This window comes from Companilactobacillus muriivasis, assembly GCF_036246245.1.
GTDB classification, from domain to species: Bacteria; Bacillota; Bacilli; order Lactobacillales; family Lactobacillaceae; genus Companilactobacillus; species Companilactobacillus muriivasis.
On the sequence record NZ_BTTQ01000001.1, the window covers coordinates 554,360 to 573,846 of the forward strand.

Here is a 19,487-nt window from a genome sequence, read left to right on the forward strand (position 1 = left end):
TTTTTGTTTTAACATTTAAATTTCAAGTTGAATGAATCTAACTAAATATTAATTACTAGTCGGAAGAGATGAGAGTATTCACCAGCAGTGGCAGTGGCGTTATGGCTTTAGCCATTACACCACCGACGTATTTTGAGATTTGCGGTTTTTGCAAAGCTCAAAATCGAGGCGCGAGACCTTGGCTCGCACCGGTCGCACAGCAGGTGAAATACTCTCATCTCTGGAGACGGCAACTACTAATACTTAGTAACATAAAGATAAAATTCCTTCATCGATAAATTGATGTTGAAGTTAACACCATTAGAAGTAATTTGTTTCATCGAAGTCTTAGTAGAATTCTTGCTGGCATTCTTTGTTTGCTTACCGAAGTCTTTCAAAACTTGCTTACCGTCGGCACCAAGCAATTTCGATGTAATCATCAAATCAGTTGCCATATTCTTTTGACCAGTCTTTGATTTCAAATCCTTGTAAGTGAACTTCGTTGCGATACCCATCAATTGATTGTCCTGAACGTTGTAATACCATTCAGTTCCGTCACTCTTCTTGTGCGTGATTATCCCATTTTTAGTGATCAATTGTAGTTGATCTGCGGGTTGTCCCATTGACAATAACGTATAGTTATATGTCTGAGCAAAAGTCAGGTAACTCTCTAGTGCCTTGGCTTTCTTCACTTTGACTAATTTAGTTTCAACCTTGTCGCCATTTGTTGCCTTAATGCGAACATTTTGGTCCTTAGTTGAAACGGGTACAGAAATAGCAAAATGACCATCATCGACTGAAACCTTTTTAGTCTTGCCGTTAACTCTATAAGTTAACTTGTCATAATGATTAGCTTGACCTTTAACTACAGCAACTAGTCCATCAGCGCTGTACTCTTTTTTGGTTGTCGAAAGGTTCATCTTGGAACAGCCAGTTAGTAACAAAAAGAATAGCGGAATAACCATCAATAACATGTATTTTAATTTCTTCATTATCATCGTTACTCCATCTATTTAATATATTAAAAAAAAGCCAAGTTTAACTTGACTTTCTCATTAAGCTTCTTTGCTATCGTCGATAACTTTTTCACCCTTGTACATACCTGATGGTGAAACATGGTGACTTAAACGATATTCACCTGAAGCAACGTCGAATTGCATGTTTGGTGTACTTAACTTAAGATGTGCGCGTCTTGAACGCTTTCTTTGTTTTGATGTTTTTCTCTTTGGAACAGCCATATTTAAAAACTCCTTTTATTTATTAACTCAATCAAATCTAACGTTTAATATAATACTATCATAAAAACGTTTGAGCAAGCAAATTTACTATTTTGTTTGCTTTTTTACATTATTTTCTTTTAATGCATCAGCAATTTGGTTGTCATTTGAAACTTTAACTTTGGAAATTTGTTTCTTAGCGTGACGATTTAAGTCATCATCTTTCTTCTTGCCTGTTGTTGCTAGAAGCATCGTAATAACGGCACCTAACAACAAAGTAACGATGATCAAAATAATCAATGGCAACTTAATTCTGGTAAAGCCAAAGCTGACCGTCACTGGATTAACATTCAAAACGGCAAAAATTACGACGATTAACGTAATAACTAAGCCAATTACGAATCTTGATTGTTTACCCTTCATGTGAATCCTCCCCTATTTGCGATTGCCTAGTGTTGCGGCAAAATAATCCCCAAGACTTGGAGCAAACTTATAAAGTACAGCTGCCAATTCCATGTAACGAGGACGATTGATTTCACGCTTTGAACGACCAAACGTATTAACAATCTCCCAAGCTAGTTTATCAGGATCAAGAACGAAATATTTTACTGAATCAAGATAGTTGCCTGAATGATCGGCGACATTGAAGAAATTCGTGTCTACAGGGCCAGGATTAACCGTTGTAACATAAACACCCAAAGGTTTTAATTCTAGTCTTAGACCGTCTGAAAATGCGATTACAGCTGCTTTAGTTGCTGCATAGGCAGCAGACTTAGGAGTTGTGATCTTTCCAGCCATCGAACCAATGTTAATAATATGTCCACGACCATTTTCAATCATACCTGATGCAACTAATCGTGTCATCAACATTAGACCCAAAACATTCACACGGAACATTTTTTCAACTTTGTCAAAGTCAGTATCTAAGTAATTTGAAAAATCACCGAAACCGGCAGCATTGACTAAAACGTCAATATCATCAGTAATATCAGCAATTTTATCAACTGCAGCACTGATTTGGGCCGCATCGCTCATATCAACTGACAAATACTCATGTTGAGCACTCTCAGCACCGACACGAATACATTCATTCTTAACTTGCAACAGCTTATCTTCATTTCTGGCAATCAAAATCACGTTAGCACCACATTTAGCAGCGTTAATGGCAACGTCTTTACCGATACCTGAAGATGCACCAGTTACAACAACTGTTTGATTCAATAAATTAGTCATATTCATCCTCTTTTCCTAGTTAAAGGGTACCTCGTAGATGTCAAAATCGCTAGCAACACGAGTATTCTTAAAGATTTTTTGAGCTTCTTTTTGTAAGATCAAAGCACCTCTACCAGTATATCTGGCAGAAATATGTGTCAAAATCAAACCTTTGGCATGACTTCTCTTAGCGAGTTCAGCTGCCTGAGTGGCCGTTGAATGGTAGTAATTATAAGCTAATTTCTTTTCATCGTTAGAAAATGTCGACTCATGTACGATGACATCGGCATCCTTCGACAATTTATCGATTTCCGGCGTATAGCGTGTGTCAGAAATAACTGTAACGATTTTACTTGGTTTGTCAGGTCCGATGAAATCTTTCCCATCCAAAACAGTTCCGTCGTCCAATGTCACAACTTTACCAGCCTTCAATTGACCAAAGATAGGTCCATTAGGAATGTGGTACTCTTCTAACTTATCAACTAACAACTCACCAACACGTGGCTTTTCAACTACCCGATAGCCAAAACAAGTAATCCGATGCTTCAATTTGCCAGCATAAACGCTAAAAGTCTTATCGTTGAAAATTTCGCCTTCATTTTTCAATTCGATATATTTGATTTGATAACCTAATCTACTGCCAGTCACCTTCAAGGATGTTTCAACGTATTCTTTGATACCCACTGGGCCATAAATCTCCAATGGAGAATCGCCACCTTGATTGGCACGACTAGCTAATAAACCTGGCAAACCAAAAATATGATCACCATGCAAATGAGAGATAAAGATTTTTGTTATTTTACGAGGCTTGATTGCTGTTCTTAATATTTGATGCTGTGTCGCTTCACCGACGTCAAAAAGCCAAACTTCATTACGTTCATCGAGCATTTTCAATGCAGTACTCGAAACGTTGCGGCTTTTTGATGGCACTCCGGCACCAGTTCCTAAAAATTCTAATTCCATAAAAAAATCCTATCTATTTTTTGTCTAATGATTTCAAAATTTCTTTTGTGACAAACGAAGTATAGTACATTGATCCGTCTGGATTTGGATGTACGTTATCATCATAGAACCAGTCTGTATGACCTTGTGAGTATCCATTCCAGTCAATTACAGTCAAGTTCTTATACTTAGCTGTTGCTTGAGATAAGACCCCATTAACAGTCTTTTCCCAAGGTCTTGTTGGTACATGCACGTTAATCCAGTAAACATGACGCTTTGGACCAACTAATTGCATAATTTGACCAACTTGATCCATATTGAATGGTCCGTTAGTACCTAGACCAATCAAAACATTAGGTGCTAAGACACCTTGACTCTTGTAGTTTTGCAAAAGATCAAGACTGGCACCCATTTGACGACTGACAGCAGCATCAATAATAACTTTCTTGTCATCGAACAACTTCAAGAAGTTATCGGAACCATCAGCCATAACTGAATCACCGACAGCTGTTAAAGGAACATCCTTTAAACGTTGCAAGTCAATTTGGCTCAAACCATACTTTTCAAATTCAGTATTGATTGGGTGACTCTTGGCAGCCTTCTTGTAACGAGCATAATCAGCGTCTGACATCTTGCCAGTCACATTCTTTTGCTTGTCCTTAGCTTTCTTCAAGTTCGCAATTGCTTTAGCTTTCTTAGCCTTTGTAGCCTTTTCATTCTTAGTAATTTTATTAGCTAGTTGACTGTGGTTAACGTTAGGCTTTGGTGCACTAACAGCCTTAACAACACCGTATGAGCCAGTTAAACAGATCACAGCAATTACTAATGCTAAAACGCGTTGAATAGCAGTTGATGAACGGAAGAATTTCTTTACATCGCTCCATTTAGCATGAGCCAATGGTTGTTCAACGAATCTGAATGAAAATTCAGTTACTAATACGATCAAGATAACCTCAATCACAGGATAAAGGATTGGATGATCAGCAACATTTTTGAATCTTGATTCGAAGAAAATCATTACAGGAAATTGATATAAATAAAGCCCATAACTTCTAGTACCAACATAATGGAAAACTCGGTTTGATAAAACAGCATTCCAGATTGAATCCGGATGTGCAACAACACCGATAAAGATACATGTCGTGATTGAGAAGATAAACATCCCACCACGATACAAGAATGGATCTGAATCCTTAATTGTAAAGATCATCAGTAGCATCAAAGCGAATGACAATAAACCAACTAAGTTAAGTTTCAACTTGTCATTCTTCTTCAAACCACTCTTCAATTTCTCAGCCGGCCAAATCAGAGCTAGACCACAACCAAGTAAAATTGAGAATAATCTTGTATCTGTACCATAATAAATTCTACTTGGATCAACACCCGGCTTGAACAAAATAGCCATCCAGATTGCTGAAGCAATTGAAAGAATCATTGAAAAGCCAAAAATACGACTCTTTTTAACGCCATATTTGGCAAATAAAATTAACAAAATTGGCCAAACAATATAGAACTGACCTTCAATAGACAAAGTCCATAAATGTGTAAATGGTGATTCATTATTAGCAAATCTTTCAAAATATGATTGACCGTTAAAAATTTGCCACCAATTATAAACATTCAAGACGTTCGTTACGAAAATCTGATCTAAATGATATAACAGCCCCTTTAAAAACATCACGATATACGCACCAGATGCTAATAATACGAATAGCATTCCGGGATACAATCGCTTAACTCTTCTAATGTAAAAATTACTTAACGAGAATGAACCACCATAATCAACAGTATTAAAAAAATGATCTGTGATTAAGTAACCCGATATGAGGAAGAAAATTGGAACCCCCAGATATCCGCCGGAAAAAACGTTGGGATTTAAGTGATACATGATAACACCAATAACCCCTAAAGTACGTAGTCCATCAAATCCAGTAATAAATCTTCTTTTCGGTGATTTATTCATTTTATCTATTGCCCCTAAATAAATTCAAAAGTGAAATCGAGAATTGTTACTGAATCACCTGACTCAGCACCTGCATCGATCAGTGCATCTTCAATACCCATAGACTTGAGTTTTCTAGCAAAAAGCATAATTCCATCTTGGTGATCCAAGTTGGTTCTTTGAAGAAGTCGTTCAACCTTAGCACCCTTAACAACAAAGTCATGGTCAGCTTCTTTTTCGATCGTAAATGCTTTCTCTTCTGGTTCAAAGTTGTATTCTTTGTCTTCATCAGTTTGAACGTCAAAGTGAATTGGCTCTGCCTTAGACAATACTTCACTTGTGTGATTCATCAATGCCTTCACACCAGTATGTTGAACACTTGAAATTGCAAAGATATCAGCATCTTCTGGCAACTTCTCTTTGAATTCAGCTAGTCGTTCTTCGGAACCAGGAATATCCAACTTAGTTGGTACGATTACTTCAGGACGTGACAAGACGTTCTCATCATAATTTCCTAATTCTTTTCTAATTGCCAAATAATCTTCGTACGGATCACGACCATTGTTAGGATCCATGTCGACCAAATGCAAAATAACTCGTGTACGTTCAACGTGGCGTAGGAATTGAATACCTAAACCAACACCGTTGGATGCACCTTCAATCAAACCAGGTAAATCGGCAATAACGAAATCACGTCCATCATCCAATCTAACCATTCCCAGGTTAGGTGACAATGTCGTAAAGTGATAAGCCGCAATCTTTGGACGAGCAGAAGTAGCAACTGATAATAAGGTAGATTTACCAACAGATGGAAAACCAACCAAACCGACATCAGCAATCAACTTCAACTCAAGCTTGATGAACTTCTCTTCTCCAGGTACACCATTTTCGGCAACTTCTGGAGCCTGATTTCTCGAATTAGCAAAATGAATGTTTCCACGTCCACCGTTACCACCTTTGGCAACTACTAATTCTTGGTTGTTTTCAGTCAAGTCGCCAATTAAACGACCAGTTTCTTCATCATACACTGAAGTTCCAGTTGGAACTTTAATATAAACGGGATCTGCTTTATGTCCGTACATCCCCTTGATTTGACCATTTTGACCAGGTTCAGCCTTAAAAATTCTCTTGTATCTAAAGTCCATTAAAGTATTCATACCTTCATTAGCCTTTAAGATGATATCGCCACCGCGACCACCATCACCGCCGGAAGGTCCACCGAGTGGAGTATATTTTTCGTGACGGAAGGCTACAGCCCCGTCGCCACCCTTTCCGGATCTAACGGTGATTTTAACGTTATCTACAAACATTAAAATCCCCCTTTCTAAACTATAATTATCATTTCTAAATTTTAGCACAAAAACAGACTTCATAATACTTTGAACTAGTATTCGTTGTCCAGTCTTTTATAAAAGTTCCAATATTTTTTGAACATTTTTGACTGTTTTTGAGTTTTTATGATTGATTTTGAATGAATATGGTTGTATTATATCACTTGTGAGGTGATGTAAGTGCTTACCGAAGAAAGGCAACAAATTATTTTAGATCAATTAAAATTACATAATATTGTCAAACTCCATGACTTAATTCCATTAACTGGTGCTTCAGAATCCACCTTGCGCCGTGATCTCCAAGATTTAGCGAATTGTCATAAACTTCTAAGAATTCACGGTGGTGCTCAAAACGTTATTTCTTTACATGAAGAACCAGCACTTTCTCAAAAAGCTGCCGTTCATATTAATGAAAAGAAAATGATTGGTCAGACCGCAGCGGGTCTAGTTAGAAATCATGAAGTTATCTTCCTTGATTCAGGGACAACGATTCAATTCATGATTCCCTACTTAATAGAACATAACGATCTGTTAGTTATCACCAACAGTGTCGACAATGCTTCAATGTTAGCCGATTACAACGTGAACACATTTCTTCCTGGGGGGAGATTAAAGTCATCTACTAAAGCTTTGGTTGGCGCAAATATCATCCAAACTTTAGAGAATTACCATTTTGATCGGGCATTTCTAGGAACTAACGGCTTTTCAGTTGATGCTGGTTACACAACACCAGATCCTGAAGAAGCAGCCATAAAGAGACTGGCAATCGCTCATTCAAAACAGGCTTATGTCTTATCTGATAGTTCTAAGTTTTCTCAAGTCAGTTTTAGCCGTTTTGCGACTTTAGCTGAAGTACCATTGATTACTAACAAGTTGTCGGAAAAAGAAACAAGCATTTTAAACAAGTATACAAAGATAACGGAGGCTATTTAGTTGATTTATACAATTACAGTCAACCCTTCAATTGATTATGTTTTGCAATTGAAGCAATTAAATACTGGCGAAGTTAACCGTACATCAAGCGATGTTAAACTTCCTGGTGGTAAAGGTATCAACGTTTCGAGAATTCTAAAAGCTTTGAACATTGATTCAACAGCTTTAGGATTTGTCGGTGGTGCTACCGGTTCAATGTTTGAAGAATTGCTTTCACAACATGAACTAAAAACTTCTTTTACTAAGGTTAAAGAAGACACTCGCATCAACGTTAAGATCAATGCCGTTGAACAAAATGAGGAAACAGAAATCAACGGTGCTGGTCCAATGATCAGTGACGATGAAAGACAAGCTTTCATGAACAACCTTAATGGTATCGGCGAGGGTGATATCGTCATTATGGCTGGAAGCCTTTGCAAAAATCTTGACGCAAAATTCTATTTAGATATTGCTGAAACGATTCAAAAACAAGGTGCTGAGTTCGTAATTGATACAACTGGTCAAGCTTTACTAGATACATTGCCATTGCATCCACTAGTTGTTAAACCTAATCACCACGAATTAGCTGACTTATTCAACGTTAAATTTAACAGTGAAGCAGAAATTGTTACTTACGCTCGCAAGTTGTTGGATAAAGGTGCTAAACACGTACTTGTCTCAATGGCTGGCGATGGTGCCCTACTTGTTACTAAGGACACAGCTTACAAAGCCAATGCCCCTAAGGGAACTGTTATCAATTCCGTTGGTGCTGGAGATTCAATGATTGCCGGTTTTGCCGGAACATTTATGGAGACAAAAGATCCTATCGAAAGCTTCCATATGGGTGCTGCTTGTGGATCAGCTACAACATTCAGTCAAGATATTGCCGTAAAGTCAAAGATTGACGAAGTTTATCAAGATATTTCTATTACAGAGCTCTAATTGAGGGGGACTTTTAAAATGGACTTGAAACAATTGCTATTAAAAGACGCCATGATCATGGACTTGAAAGCTACTACTAAAGAGGATGCCATTGAAGAAATGGTAGACAAGTACTATCAAGTTGGTGTAATCGACGACAAAGATTTATATAAAGCAGATATTTTAAAACGTGAAGCACAAACAAGTACTGGTATTGGTGATGGAATTGCCATGCCACATGCTCGTGACAAAGCCGTTAAGCGTGCTACCGTACTATTTGCTAAAAGTGCCAAGGGTATCGATTATCAATCATTAGACGGCCAACCAGCCTACCTATTCTTTATGATTGCTGCTCCAGATGGTGCCGATAACCTTCACTTGCAAGCATTAGCTGCATTATCATCATTATTAATTAATCCAGAACTTGTTAAGAACTTGAAAGCTGCTAAGACAGTTGACGAAGTTCAAACATTATTCGATGATGCCATGCAAGCTAAAGAAGCCAAAGACAAGGCTGACGAAGCTAAACAAAAAGCTAAAGAAGCCGAAGCAGAAAAAGCTGACCAAAGTGGCGAACACAAACCTTACGTTGTTGCTGTTACTGCTTGTCCTACTGGTATTGCCCACACATACATGGCTGAAGCCGCTTTGAAGGAACAAGCCGAAAAGATGGGTATCGACATCAAAGTTGAAACTAACGGTTCTGAAGGTGTTAAACACAAGCTTACTGCTAGTGAAATCAGTCGTGCTGATGGTGTTATCATTGCCGCTGATAAAAAAGTTGATATGCCAAGATTCGATGGCAAACATTTAGTTAACCGTCCCGTAAGTGATGGTATCAACAAAGCCGAAGAATTGATCAACTTAGCTGCTGAACAAAAAGCTCCAGTCTTCCATGCTGAAGGTGGCGCTGTCGCTGATGAAGCTGATACAGAAGAAAAGAAGTCACTTTGGTCAAGAATTTACGCTGATTTAATGAATGGTATTTCTAACATGCTTCCATTCGTTGTTGGTGGTGGTATCTTGATGGCTATCTCCTTCTTGTTGGAAAACTCTGTTGGTGCACATTCACAATGGTTCTTATTCTTCAATAACGTTGGTAACTATGCTTTCAGTTTCTTGATTCCTGTTTTAGCCGCATACATCGCCGTTTCAATTGGTGATCGTCCTGCCCTATTACCTGGTTTCGTTGGTGGTTACATGGCATCTCAAGCTACAGCTTCAGTTGTCAGTTCTAAGAGTCCTGCCGGATTTATCGGTGGTCTACTTGCCGGTTTCATTGCCGGATGGGTTATCGTCTTACTTAAGAAATGGCTCAAAAACTTGCCACACACTTTGGATGGTCTAAAGACTATCTTGATTTACCCAGTCCTAGGTTTACTATTGACTGGTGCAATTATGTACTTCGGTATTGATCCAATCTTCGCTGTTGTTAATGCTGCAATTACTCACTTCCTAGAATCAATGGGTACTGGTAATGCTGTTATCTTAGGCACATTGCTCGGTGGTATGATGTCAATCGATATGGGTGGTCCTTTCAACAAGGCTGCTTACACATTCGCTATTGGTACATTTACAGCTACACATGATGGTGCTTTGATGGCTGCCGTTATGGTTGGTGGTATGATTCCTCCTCTAGCTATTGCCATTGCTACAACTTTCTGGAAAGATAAGTTCACTGAACAAGAAAGACAAGCTGGTCTTTCAAACTATATCTTAGGTTTGTCATTCATTACTGAAGGTGCTATTCCTTTCGCTGCCGGAGATCCATTACACGTTATCGTATCATGTGTTATCGGTTCTGCAATCGGTGGTGGTTTGACACAATTCTGGGGTGTTAACGTTCCTGCTCCTCACGGTGGTATCTTCGTTACACCACTTGCTAACAAACCATTGCTTTACTTATTAGCTGTTGTCATTGGTGCCGTAATTTCAGGTGTTATCTACGGTGTTTGGAAACCTGCTAAAAAACAAAGTAATTAATATTTAAATTTAAACCAGAAAATACTTGTAATCCGATTTTGGATTGCAAGTATTTTTTTGTTTTAAACTAATTCTAGCCCATTTTGTTTCGATTCATTTTTCTTGCAAACGGTAACTAAATGTTTACTATTAGTGGCAATCAAAGGGCGCTATATCAACGTTTCTAACACTTTTAAAAAGAAATAGTTAAATATTGATTATAAATATATGTGTATTTTAAAAGCTGTCATATCCATACAAAATCATTTGACATTCAGTTTAAACATAAATTTATCGCCCCGAGATTTTTAGAAAAAATTATTAAATTAATACGTGTGGGCTTAGCTATATATTCCGTCTACAGAGCTGGAAAATATTCACTAGCTGTGCGGACCGGCTCGAGCCAAAGTACGGTCTCGATCCTCGGCACACAAATATTTTCCAGCTCTTCCGACTAGTTGATCGTTAGTGATTGAATGTAAAATTATTCAACTAGCACCATGCGTAATTAACATCTAAAGGTTGAAAGATAAGAATTTAATTTAATCATTGCTATAACAATCTAAATTGTAATTTATTTAAATAACGTTCCATAAATAAATAAAAAGTCAAATTAGTTGAAAGAGCTGATAGTATTCATCAGCAGCGAAAGTGGCATTATGGCTTTGGCCATTACACCACCGGGCGTGTTGGAGACTTTTCGGTCTTTGAAAAGGCTTCAACCTAGGTCCTGGCTCGGACCGTTCCGCGGCAGCAGATGAATACTCTCAGCTCTGGAAACGGCACATCTCATCAACCTTTAGTTAATATCTCTTAATACTCCATAAGAGTATAAAGTTACGGGTGATAAAAATGAGATCAAGAAGAAATATCGATTCTATGCAAAATTACATCCATGACGCTTTTTTTGAACAAGGTCATTGGCTATTAAAAATCAGACAAACATTAGTTACCGTTTTATCATGGATAATCATGATTATTCCAATCTATTGGACTCTATCCATGACTGTTTTCGTCAGTGATAATTTGAAAGGACAACCTTGGTCCACACCAGAAGGAAAGGATTTATTCAATTTCTTCGGTCATTTCTTGACCAACGCCTTTATCGTCCTAGCAATTATCACCGTTTCATTTACAATCTACAATAATTACTACACCAAGTATCACGTCAAAAAACACGCTATTTACAATGAGAAAAAGTTATTCGCACGTCGTGAAGCTATCAAGGATTTCTATACATTAAAATTTGGAGACCGTTATTATCGTCGAAATGACATCAGATATTACGTCATTACGCCTGAAAATAACTTTGAAATTAAAACAATCGACAAAATCTACAGTAAATTCGAGGATGCCAAACTATGATTAAAACTGGTATTTCCACCTTCGATGCTGTAGTTAACTTTTTTCTCTTGATGCTAATTGCGTATCCAATTTTGGGATCATTCTGCTGGTTAATTGGGACGATTTGTTATCAATTCCTATACGCTCACAGAATTACCAAGTACAAACATATCAACAAGAATATGGAACCTTTCGTCACAATTATGATTCCAGCGCACAACGAGGAAGTCATGATTGCCGACACTATAAATTATTTAATGACTGAACTGAATTACTCCAATTACGAGGTGCTCGTAGTTGACGATGGTTCAACTGACAATACCCCAACGATTCTTCATGAATTGATGACACATTATTCCAATTTGAAAGTCATTCGAATCGAAAAGAATCAAGGTAAAGCCCATGCCTTCAACATTGGTATCGCCTTTACCAAAGGTGAATTTATTTTGAGCAACGATGCCGATTCATTACCAGAACCGGATGCAATTTGGAAATACATGAACTACTTCAATACTTCTGATGGACAAAATATTGCTGCTGTTACTGCCAATATGGACGTGCAAAACCGTGATACCATCATTTCCAAATCACAAACTGTCGAGTTTTCTAGTATCGTCGGTATTATCAAACGTAGTCAAGTCGGAGTTTTCGGTAATATGTATGCATACAGTGGTGCTAATACCATGTATCGTCGTGATGCCTTGATTGACGTTGGCTTATTCAGGCAAGACCGGGCAACTGAAGATATCAGTATCGCTTGGGATCACCAAACTAGCGGTTGGTCGACTGTATTTGCCCCAAATATTCTTTTCTACATGAATGTACCGGACAACTTAAAGAGTCTATATAATCAAAGAAAACGCTGGGCAAAGGGTGGTACTGAAGTTTGGTTAACAAATTTTTGGAAAATCGTCTTACATCCCTTTAGATATACTAGACAAATTGCCTTTATAATTGACCAAACATTCAGTATTACTTGGTCGTTCTTCTACTTTATCAGTTTAATTTTATTTATCGGATCAGTGCTTAGTTTCTTATTTACAGGCGATTTCAGGCAAGTGATTTTCCTATTCGCCATGTCATTTGTCTTCATCACGTTTGAAATGTTGGCCGGAATTATCCAACTGGGGGCAGCTCTGTTGGTAGATGAAGAGGGTAAAAAGTTTAAATATCTCATATTTATGCCGTTTTACTCCCTAGTCTATTGGCAGGTTAATGCCTTTTCAGTTGTGACAACGTTTATCCCTGCCGTTAGAACAATTATGGGACATGGTTCCGGGACTTGGGTCAGCCCTAAACGTCATAAGAATATTAAAAGCAATTAGTGTTTTTCTTCGATAAACATCAAAAGAGCCAGCAATCTAAAAAAAGATTACTGACTCTATTTGTTTGATTATTAATTTCTTATTCAAATTACTAAAGGATTTGACCATCTATGCCTTAAATCACAACATGTTCTGTTCATCCCGCGTATAACTAAAATAAAGATCCAACATAATTGACTTATCTTTTGTCGAAATATCATTCAAAGTTTGAACCGCAGTAGCAACCATCAAATCGTCATCCAAACCTTCTTCCGAATCAAAATACTCTTCCTGAATACCAATTGATTCGTCGAACCACTCACCGATTCTAATCACAAATTTATAAAAATCATTGTCCTGATTTTTATTTAAATAATCAATCTGCATATCGTTGAACAAATCTGTTAAAGCGATAACTTCCGAATATTTCAAGTTATTGACAAAACCAGTTACATCCTTAGCCGTTCTAGCCTCGGTCAGTAACTTTACACTGATTCCTGTAGCCTGATGAATCTCTTCAGTTGTAACGGACTTATCTTTCAATAACTCAGTTGCACGATCAATAACAGTTAACATAGTAACTACCTCGCTTTTCGTAAAGCTATACTTAGTTGCTATTCATATTTTAAAACAAAAGCTCTTTTATTGTCGCCTATTAGCCCTAGTTTTACGTTAATTTTGCGTAAAGAATCCTTTACATTGTGTATTGGCTTTATCTTTTAAAACACATTAGTTAGGGGGCTGCTTATTAGCATAACGTCCGTGGTCCATTACCCTTTTTTTAGAACTCATGATACTAAAAACTAAATGATTATTAAAAAAACATAATTAATTATTTCAAAAATAAGAATGTAATTCAAATTTACCTGAATTATAAGTATTTTTACATTAAATTTACAAGAAATTTATATTGCTCGGCTATTATTAATAGCTAGGGATAAATTAAATATGTCAGAGGATTATTATGCAGGAAAATTGGAAAAAAAACTTTTGGATTTTATGGTTTGGCAATTTTATAACTGATATGGGTAATGCAATGACATTGCCTTTTATTGTGCTATTTATTGACACGCTAGGTAATTTTAATAAAGTTGAGTTAAATTTATTAGGCGCAGCAGCCTTTTCACTGACATATTTGAGTAAAGCAATCGTTTCTCCACTATGGGGGCGTTTGGCTGATCTTAAAGGACGCAAATTGATGTGTTTGCGTGCATCTGGAGTAATGACAATTACTATTTTTATGGTGGGATTGTCACCTAACGTTTGGTTTTTACTATTCTTTCGTATTCTTCAAGGAGCCTTCTCAGGTTATATCAATAATGCTAATGCTTTGATGTCTGTTTCAGCACCAAAAAAGATTCAGGGACACGTGATGAGTAAGCTAGTTACTGGTAGTATTTCCGGATCTCTAATTGGTCCATTGATTGGAGGACTTCTAGCAACTTGGTTTGGTTACCGTGGAGCTTTTTTTGTGGCTAGTTTTTTGATGGCAGTTGTATTTTTAACAACATGGTTAGGTGTTAAAGAGGAATTCACCCCGATTACAAGACAAGAATTACAACCAGCCTTACCATTGATGAAAAAAATTGGCTGGCCATTCTTTGTTGCAATATTTGGATCAATATTAGCTGTTAAAGCAACAACCAATGCAATTACACCAATGTTGAGTTTGCTAGTTAGAGAACTTGATTCCAATAGTCAGAACACGGTAATTATGATTGGATTCATTGCAGCTACTCCAGGCTTTGCGACAATTTTGTTTGCGGGAATCGTTGGATCACTGATTGATCGATTAGGCGCTCTAAAAAGCATGATTATTTTTTTAACCTCAGCCATCATTTGTTTAGTTTTAACTAGTTTAGTACAAAACATTTGGCAATTGATTATTTTCAGATTTATTTTGTGAATATCTGATGCAGCTTTGATTCCCTCAATACAAATTTTAACAGTACGAAATGTACCGAAATCTATTTTTGGACGGATTTTCAGTTATAATCAATCAGCGCATGCACTTGGAAATTTTTTAGGACCAATGTTGGCAGCTTGGATTGCAATTGGATTTGGATATAAAAGTATTTTTCTATTCTCTTCTTTATTAGAATTATTGTCTTTAGGGTCGTGGCTATATTATTCGAATCAACGGAAAGCAGCACAAACATAAGCAAATGTTAAAATTTCTTTTCAGGTCATAAGAACTTCATGAATATCAGCTATAACTTAGAATCACCCAATATATTCATAGAAATAGGCCAATACCTTTTTATCGCTAAGCGACAAGGTGTTGGCCTATTAATTTTTCACTTCTTGAATTTAAAAGAAACTCCGAAATAAATAATTCTAAAAATACTAAAAACAAAAATCCCTGAACTACTTAGAATACTTACGAATCATAGGTGGAACGTAGCTGCCCATAAATTGATAAATATCATCCAACGAATCAGAGAAGAACAACTTTTCTCTGTCAGCTTTCGTCAAGAAACCTTTATCTGTCATACTGTCGAACATTAACTTCAATGGATCAAAATACCCATCGACATTGTACAGAACACATGGATTATCATTGTCACCTAGCCGTGCCCAAGAAAATGCTTCGATTATTTCTTCCAAAGTACCAGGACCACCAGGTAACGCAATACATCCATCGGAAAGTTCTAACATTTGCTGCTTACGAATCGACATATTCTCTACTATCTTCAAGTCAGTTAATCCTGCGAATGCTGCTCCACGATCAACTAATTCTTGTGGCATGATTCCATATACCTCACCATTTTTAGAAATAACCTCTTGTGCTAGGGCACCCATCAATCCGACTCCACCTCCGCCGTATACCAAGCCAAGATTGTTTTCTACAAGCCAATCGGCTAATTTAACAGATGACTCTTTGTAAATATCATCATTTCCAATTGATGCTCCGCAATACACTGCAATCCGTTTCATTATTCTCTCCTTATTCGTTTAAAAACAACTTTAACATATTTGTATCGCTTAAAATTACGAGCTTTTTTGTATTAAATATTAATCATATTATTTCAAGCCAAAACAGGTTATACGTAGAAAATCAAATAATTATCTATCCATAAGGTACAATGATTTTTATTTGTCATAACGTTATTTCTTTATTAATGAAAGACATAATTATCACAATTGCACATTTACTCAAGTTTATTCGAACTAATATTTACAATCTCATCACTTTGTAACAAACTGCATATCAAGATCAAATATTCCCCAGTTCTTACGCAAGTCATTTTCAATTCTGTTCCTAAGATTCATAATCTCATCAACTGTCATTTTACGACTGACCTGTACCACAACTGAAAGATAGATATCGTTCTCGTATTCACGACCTTGAATTTCCTGAATGTTTTTAATTTTTTTAAATTTATATATCTCTGTAGCAAAATCGTTCAATTTATCTTTATCAAAACCATCAATCAATCTAAATGCACTATTATCAAATATTTTATACGCCGTCCGCATCATAAATATTCCAATAATAATTGCATTCATTTTATCTACCCAAGCAAAAGTAAAACTGGATATTATAATCACACATCCAGTCGTAATACTAGTTATTGCATCCAGCCTTTGATCATGCGATGATGCCAATAAAGGTTGACTATTTATTTTCTTAGCAATATAACGATTAATCAGAAAAACAACAAAAGTTAACATACCTATACCGATTCCAACAAAAGTAGCCATAAAATCAGGTTTCGTATCATTTCCACTAAGTAATGCGCTAATCCCTTTATATATGACCCACATTCCAGTTTCCGAAATAAGCACTGAGGTCATCAACGTAGCCAAGGTCTCAGACTTCGCATAGCCAAACTTATGAAATTGATCAACTGGACGTCTGGCAAACATTAGTCCTAAAATAATAATTAGATATCCCAACGTATCAGTTGCTCCATTGTATCCATCAGCTTTTAAAGCTGTAGAATGAGTCAAGTTGCCAACTATTAATTTGGTAGCTGAAATAGTTAAATAAAAGCAAACGTTTGAGAACGCCGTCCATTGTGCACTCTTAATTTCATTGATACTGTTTTTTTCGAACTCTTCATATCCCAAAAGATCACCTTCCGGAAAATAATGTAAATCTGCGCATATGCTAACACGTGAAATATAATTATTACCAGTTACAACTCGTATCATTAATTTAAATTTTTAAAATGTTATTCTAAACATAAGCAATATTAATAACGAGGTAATCTAAATGAAAACTGATGACAAATTAAATAGTATATTTGAAAGTTCCTGTACGCTTTTTATTAACTTAGGTTATAACGAAACTAAAATGAAAGATATTGCCAAACTAACTGGTATTTCAGTTGGGTCTCTATACGATCTTTTTGATAGTAAAAAAGCACTTCTCGATTTCATATTTTTGGTCAATCTTGATAAGTACAACTTAACCTCTACCCATAATTTCCCATTACATGAAATTTCATCAAACACTCTAATTAAACAAACAAAGTCTACTTACGAAACATATACAAAACAACTTGATTCAAAACTGCTTATAACTGATGGTTCTTACTCTTTAGAATCATTAATTTGGGATTTATTTGATATATTCAATATATACGGTCGTTATTTTTTAATACTCGAAAAGAATCCTACAATTGATTTCCATCTAATAGAACTTTATGAAAAATACCGCAGAACTTTGTATAAAAATATTGCAGTCTATATTGAAAAAAATACAAATTTACGTGCAACCAAAAATTCCAACTATGATGCAATGATGATTGTTGATTTAACTTTTTGGTGGTCGACACATAAAAAATATGATTCTTTTGAAAATACTAAGAATAAATACGATATGGATATCATGGCAAAAACCATTATTGACGCACTTACTGAAGAATATAAAATTTAGTGAGTGTTTTTTATTTGCACATTTATTTAGCTGGATATATTCTTACCTCGATCCAAAAATGAACGAACGGTTCATTCATAATAATTATTAACCGAGGTGTTTAATATGCTCACATCAGAATTAAAATATATTTTTAAGCATGACCGTTCACTAATTAGAATTTTACTAGGAATTCTATTGATTCCAGCCTTCTATGCCGTAATATTTTTATCATCACTTTGGAACCCCTATCAAGAAACGAAGAATTTACCAGTGGCCGTTGTAAACGAAGACGAGTCTGTTACTAGTAATGGTGTCAAATATGACCTTGGCAAACAGATTACTAAATCGCTGAAAAAGGATAAATCATTACACTTTGAATTTCTTTCTAAATCTAAAGCTCACAGTGATTTGAATATGGGAAAGGTTTATATGATTATCCAAATACCCAAAACCTTTTCCACTCAAGCTTCCAAATTATCCGAACCTAATTCAAAACAAATCAAATTAGATTATTACACTAGTGCCGGGCATAGTTTCGTTGCCATGAAAATGAGCACTACTGCAATGGAAAAAATCCAAACACAATTAAATAATAGGATTTCTAAACTATATTTGAATGGTTTGGTTAAGAAAACTAATGCTTCTGGAGCAGTTTTAAAGCAGGCACTAGCTTCAGCAACAAATCCAGAACAATTAAAAGCCATTGGACAATCAGTTCAACCATTATCTACAAATTTGCATGTGATTGATCCGATAAAATTAGTTCACCATGATTCAACCCATGTAAAGAACAACGGTACTGGTATGGCACCCTACTTGATGTCAGTAGCATTGTTTGTTGGCTGTATTACTTTAAATATCATCTATGACACATATACTCCTCGTAATAAACCAAAGAACGGATTAATCTGGTGGGCAGCTAAAATGCCATTCTTGTACGGTTTTATCATAATTGCAGCTTCCATTATGTATGGCCTACTTGTATACTTCTGTGGACTCGAACCAATACAATTACTTAAGACATATGGATTCGTATTACTAACCGGTATAACATTTTTAAGCATAGTTACATTCTTTAATTTGTTGTTTGGAATGACCGGAGCTTGGTTAATGTTACTATTCATGATTATTCAACTCGGTGGATCTGCTGGTACATATCCCATCGAATTATCTAACAGCTTTTTTAAAACAATTCATCCCTATTTACCTATGACAATTTCCGTAAATGCATTTCGGAGTACTGTTTCAATTGGAAATAACATTTCATCGGAAACCATTATTTTTCTAATAATATTTGTTTTGTTTAATCTTTCTACTATCTTGTTCTTCCACTTAAAGAGCAAGCAGAAATCATCTAATATAAATTAAACTACTTAACGATAATATCCAAAACAAAACCTCAATACATTTAAACATTCATAAATATTGGCGAATTTTATAATCAAGTTAGCCACTTTAGAAAAATGACAAAATAAAAACACCAAGACGTAAAAATCAGGTATCATTGGAGTTCTCACACAAACAATGAAAGAGGTTTTTCGTCTTGGTGCTAGA

19 protein-coding genes are annotated in these 19,487 nt (G+C 36.1%); 9 read left to right on the top strand and 10 right to left on the bottom strand.

Going from position 1 to position 19,487, the window contains the following annotated elements:
- Nucleotides 1-236 precede the first annotated feature (236 nt).
- The 7 genes from AAA923_RS02735 to obgE form a co-directional block, all read right to left on the bottom strand.
- Nucleotides 237-971: a hypothetical protein gene (locus tag AAA923_RS02735; RefSeq protein ID WP_338214423.1), complete on the bottom strand. Its 735-nt coding sequence runs from the start codon at nucleotides 969-971 to the stop codon at nucleotides 237-239.
- A gap of 63 nt (nucleotides 972-1,034) precedes the next feature.
- Nucleotides 1,035-1,217 (bottom strand): 50S ribosomal protein L32, encoded by a 183-nt coding sequence (rpmF, locus tag AAA923_RS02740; protein ID WP_041499893.1) that lies wholly within the window; start codon nucleotides 1,215-1,217, stop codon nucleotides 1,035-1,037.
- 87 nt (nucleotides 1,218-1,304) lie between these two features.
- Nucleotides 1,305-1,619, bottom strand: a complete 315-nt coding sequence (locus AAA923_RS02745; RefSeq protein ID WP_338214424.1) for a lipopolysaccharide assembly protein LapA domain-containing protein — start codon at nucleotides 1,617-1,619, stop codon at nucleotides 1,305-1,307.
- Between the two features lie 12 nt (nucleotides 1,620-1,631).
- A complete protein-coding gene (locus AAA923_RS02750; protein WP_338214425.1) occupies nucleotides 1,632-2,429 on the bottom strand; it encodes an SDR family NAD(P)-dependent oxidoreductase in 798 nt (265 codons plus the stop codon).
- Between the two features lie 15 nt (nucleotides 2,430-2,444).
- Nucleotides 2,445-3,371, bottom strand: coding sequence for a ribonuclease Z (gene rnz / locus AAA923_RS02755; RefSeq protein WP_338214426.1), 927 nt, complete (start codon nucleotides 3,369-3,371; stop codon nucleotides 2,445-2,447).
- Nucleotides 3,372-3,384: 13 nt separating this feature from the next.
- The gene (locus AAA923_RS02760) at nucleotides 3,385-5,313 is read right to left on the bottom strand and encodes an acyltransferase family protein (RefSeq protein ID WP_338214427.1); all 1,929 of its coding nucleotides are present in this window, start codon (nucleotides 5,311-5,313) and stop codon (nucleotides 3,385-3,387) included.
- Nucleotides 5,314-5,327: 14 nt separating this feature from the next.
- Nucleotides 5,328-6,602 carry a GTPase ObgE gene (gene obgE / locus AAA923_RS02765; RefSeq protein ID WP_338214428.1) on the bottom strand — a complete coding sequence of 425 codons (1,275 nt, stop codon included), beginning with the start codon at nucleotides 6,600-6,602 and terminating at the stop codon, nucleotides 5,328-5,330.
- Between the two features lie 201 nt (nucleotides 6,603-6,803).
- Here obgE and AAA923_RS02770 point away from each other — a divergent pair, with 201 nt between their 5' ends.
- From AAA923_RS02770 to AAA923_RS02790, 5 genes are all read left to right on the top strand, one after another.
- Nucleotides 6,804-7,556, top strand: coding sequence for a DeoR/GlpR family DNA-binding transcription regulator (locus AAA923_RS02770; RefSeq protein ID WP_338214429.1), 753 nt, complete (start codon nucleotides 6,804-6,806; stop codon nucleotides 7,554-7,556).
- Nucleotides 7,557-8,477 (top strand): 1-phosphofructokinase, encoded by a 921-nt coding sequence (gene pfkB / locus AAA923_RS02775; RefSeq protein WP_338214430.1) that lies wholly within the window; start codon nucleotides 7,557-7,559, stop codon nucleotides 8,475-8,477.
- 18 nt (nucleotides 8,478-8,495) lie between these two features.
- Nucleotides 8,496-10,439, top strand: coding sequence for a PTS fructose transporter subunit IIABC (locus AAA923_RS02780; protein ID WP_338214431.1), 1,944 nt, complete (start codon nucleotides 8,496-8,498; stop codon nucleotides 10,437-10,439).
- An 831-nt stretch (nucleotides 10,440-11,270) separates the two neighbouring features.
- A complete protein-coding gene (locus AAA923_RS02785; protein ID WP_338214432.1) occupies nucleotides 11,271-11,783 on the top strand; it encodes a hypothetical protein in 513 nt (170 codons plus the stop codon).
- Nucleotides 11,780-13,087 (top strand): glycosyltransferase family 2 protein, encoded by a 1,308-nt coding sequence (locus tag AAA923_RS02790; RefSeq protein WP_338214433.1) that lies wholly within the window; start codon nucleotides 11,780-11,782, stop codon nucleotides 13,085-13,087. Before AAA923_RS02785 ends, AAA923_RS02790 begins: the two co-directional genes overlap by 4 nt.
- A gap of 120 nt (nucleotides 13,088-13,207) precedes the next feature.
- Here the strand turns inward: AAA923_RS02790 and AAA923_RS02795 are convergent, their stop codons facing one another.
- Nucleotides 13,208-13,642, bottom strand: a complete 435-nt coding sequence (locus tag AAA923_RS02795; RefSeq protein WP_338214434.1) for a hypothetical protein — start codon at nucleotides 13,640-13,642, stop codon at nucleotides 13,208-13,210.
- 388 nt (nucleotides 13,643-14,030) lie between these two features.
- Between AAA923_RS02795 and AAA923_RS02800 the strand changes: the two genes are divergently transcribed.
- Together AAA923_RS02800 and AAA923_RS02805 are read left to right on the top strand one after the other, a co-directional pair.
- A complete protein-coding gene (locus tag AAA923_RS02800; protein ID WP_338214435.1) occupies nucleotides 14,031-14,972 on the top strand; it encodes an MFS transporter in 942 nt (313 codons plus the stop codon).
- Nucleotides 14,973-14,987: 15 nt separating this feature from the next.
- Nucleotides 14,988-15,227 (top strand): MFS transporter, encoded by a 240-nt coding sequence (locus AAA923_RS02805; RefSeq protein ID WP_338214436.1) that lies wholly within the window; start codon nucleotides 14,988-14,990, stop codon nucleotides 15,225-15,227.
- Between the two features lie 206 nt (nucleotides 15,228-15,433).
- Here AAA923_RS02805 and AAA923_RS02810 read toward each other — a convergent pair whose 3' ends face one another.
- Both AAA923_RS02810 and AAA923_RS02815 read right to left on the bottom strand, forming a co-directional pair.
- Nucleotides 15,434-16,003 carry an LOG family protein gene (locus AAA923_RS02810; RefSeq protein ID WP_338214437.1) on the bottom strand — a complete coding sequence of 190 codons (570 nt, stop codon included), beginning with the start codon at nucleotides 16,001-16,003 and terminating at the stop codon, nucleotides 15,434-15,436.
- A gap of 252 nt (nucleotides 16,004-16,255) precedes the next feature.
- Nucleotides 16,256-17,140 carry a cation diffusion facilitator family transporter gene (locus AAA923_RS02815; RefSeq protein WP_338214438.1) on the bottom strand — a complete coding sequence of 295 codons (885 nt, stop codon included), beginning with the start codon at nucleotides 17,138-17,140 and terminating at the stop codon, nucleotides 16,256-16,258.
- 145 nt (nucleotides 17,141-17,285) lie between these two features.
- Between AAA923_RS02815 and AAA923_RS02820 the strand changes: the two genes are divergently transcribed.
- A complete protein-coding gene (locus AAA923_RS02820) occupies nucleotides 17,286-17,951 on the top strand; it encodes a helix-turn-helix domain-containing protein (protein ID WP_338214439.1) in 666 nt (221 codons plus the stop codon).
- 105 nt (nucleotides 17,952-18,056) lie between these two features.
- Nucleotides 18,057-19,301 carry a YhgE/Pip domain-containing protein gene (locus AAA923_RS02825; protein ID WP_338214440.1) on the top strand — a complete coding sequence of 415 codons (1,245 nt, stop codon included), beginning with the start codon at nucleotides 18,057-18,059 and terminating at the stop codon, nucleotides 19,299-19,301.
- The last annotated feature ends 186 nt before the right edge of the window (nucleotides 19,302-19,487 follow it).

What these genes read in the sequence shown, in the direction of transcription:
- AAA923_RS02735 (WP_338214423.1), bottom strand. Translation starts at nt 971, where the DNA reads ATGAAGAAATTAAAATACATGTTATTGATGGTTATTCCGCTATTCTTT.
- rpmF (WP_041499893.1), bottom strand. Translation starts at nt 1,217, where the DNA reads ATGGCTGTTCCAAAGAGAAAAACATCAAAACAAAGAAAGCGTTCAAGA.
- AAA923_RS02745 (WP_338214424.1), bottom strand. Translation starts at nt 1,619, where the DNA reads ATGAAGGGTAAACAATCAAGATTCGTAATTGGCTTAGTTATTACGTTA.
- AAA923_RS02750 (WP_338214425.1), bottom strand. Translation starts at nt 2,429, where the DNA reads ATGACTAATTTATTGAATCAAACAGTTGTTGTAACTGGTGCATCTTCA.
- rnz (WP_338214426.1), bottom strand. Translation starts at nt 3,371, where the DNA reads ATGGAATTAGAATTTTTAGGAACTGGTGCCGGAGTGCCATCAAAAAGC.
- AAA923_RS02760 (WP_338214427.1), bottom strand. Translation starts at nt 5,313, where the DNA reads ATGAATAAATCACCGAAAAGAAGATTTATTACTGGATTTGATGGACTA.
- obgE (WP_338214428.1), bottom strand. Translation starts at nt 6,602, where the DNA reads ATGTTTGTAGATAACGTTAAAATCACCGTTAGATCCGGAAAGGGTGGC.
- AAA923_RS02780 (WP_338214431.1), top strand. Translation starts at nt 8,496, where the DNA reads ATGGACTTGAAACAATTGCTATTAAAAGACGCCATGATCATGGACTTG.
- AAA923_RS02785 (WP_338214432.1), top strand. Translation starts at nt 11,271, where the DNA reads ATGAGATCAAGAAGAAATATCGATTCTATGCAAAATTACATCCATGAC.
- AAA923_RS02790 (WP_338214433.1), top strand. Translation starts at nt 11,780, where the DNA reads ATGATTAAAACTGGTATTTCCACCTTCGATGCTGTAGTTAACTTTTTT.
- AAA923_RS02795 (WP_338214434.1), bottom strand. Translation starts at nt 13,642, where the DNA reads ATGTTAACTGTTATTGATCGTGCAACTGAGTTATTGAAAGATAAGTCC.
- AAA923_RS02800 (WP_338214435.1), top strand. Translation starts at nt 14,031, where the DNA reads ATGCAGGAAAATTGGAAAAAAAACTTTTGGATTTTATGGTTTGGCAAT.
- AAA923_RS02810 (WP_338214437.1), bottom strand. Translation starts at nt 16,003, where the DNA reads ATGAAACGGATTGCAGTGTATTGCGGAGCATCAATTGGAAATGATGAT.
- AAA923_RS02820 (WP_338214439.1), top strand. Translation starts at nt 17,286, where the DNA reads ATGAAAACTGATGACAAATTAAATAGTATATTTGAAAGTTCCTGTACG.
- AAA923_RS02825 (WP_338214440.1), top strand. Translation starts at nt 18,057, where the DNA reads ATGCTCACATCAGAATTAAAATATATTTTTAAGCATGACCGTTCACTA.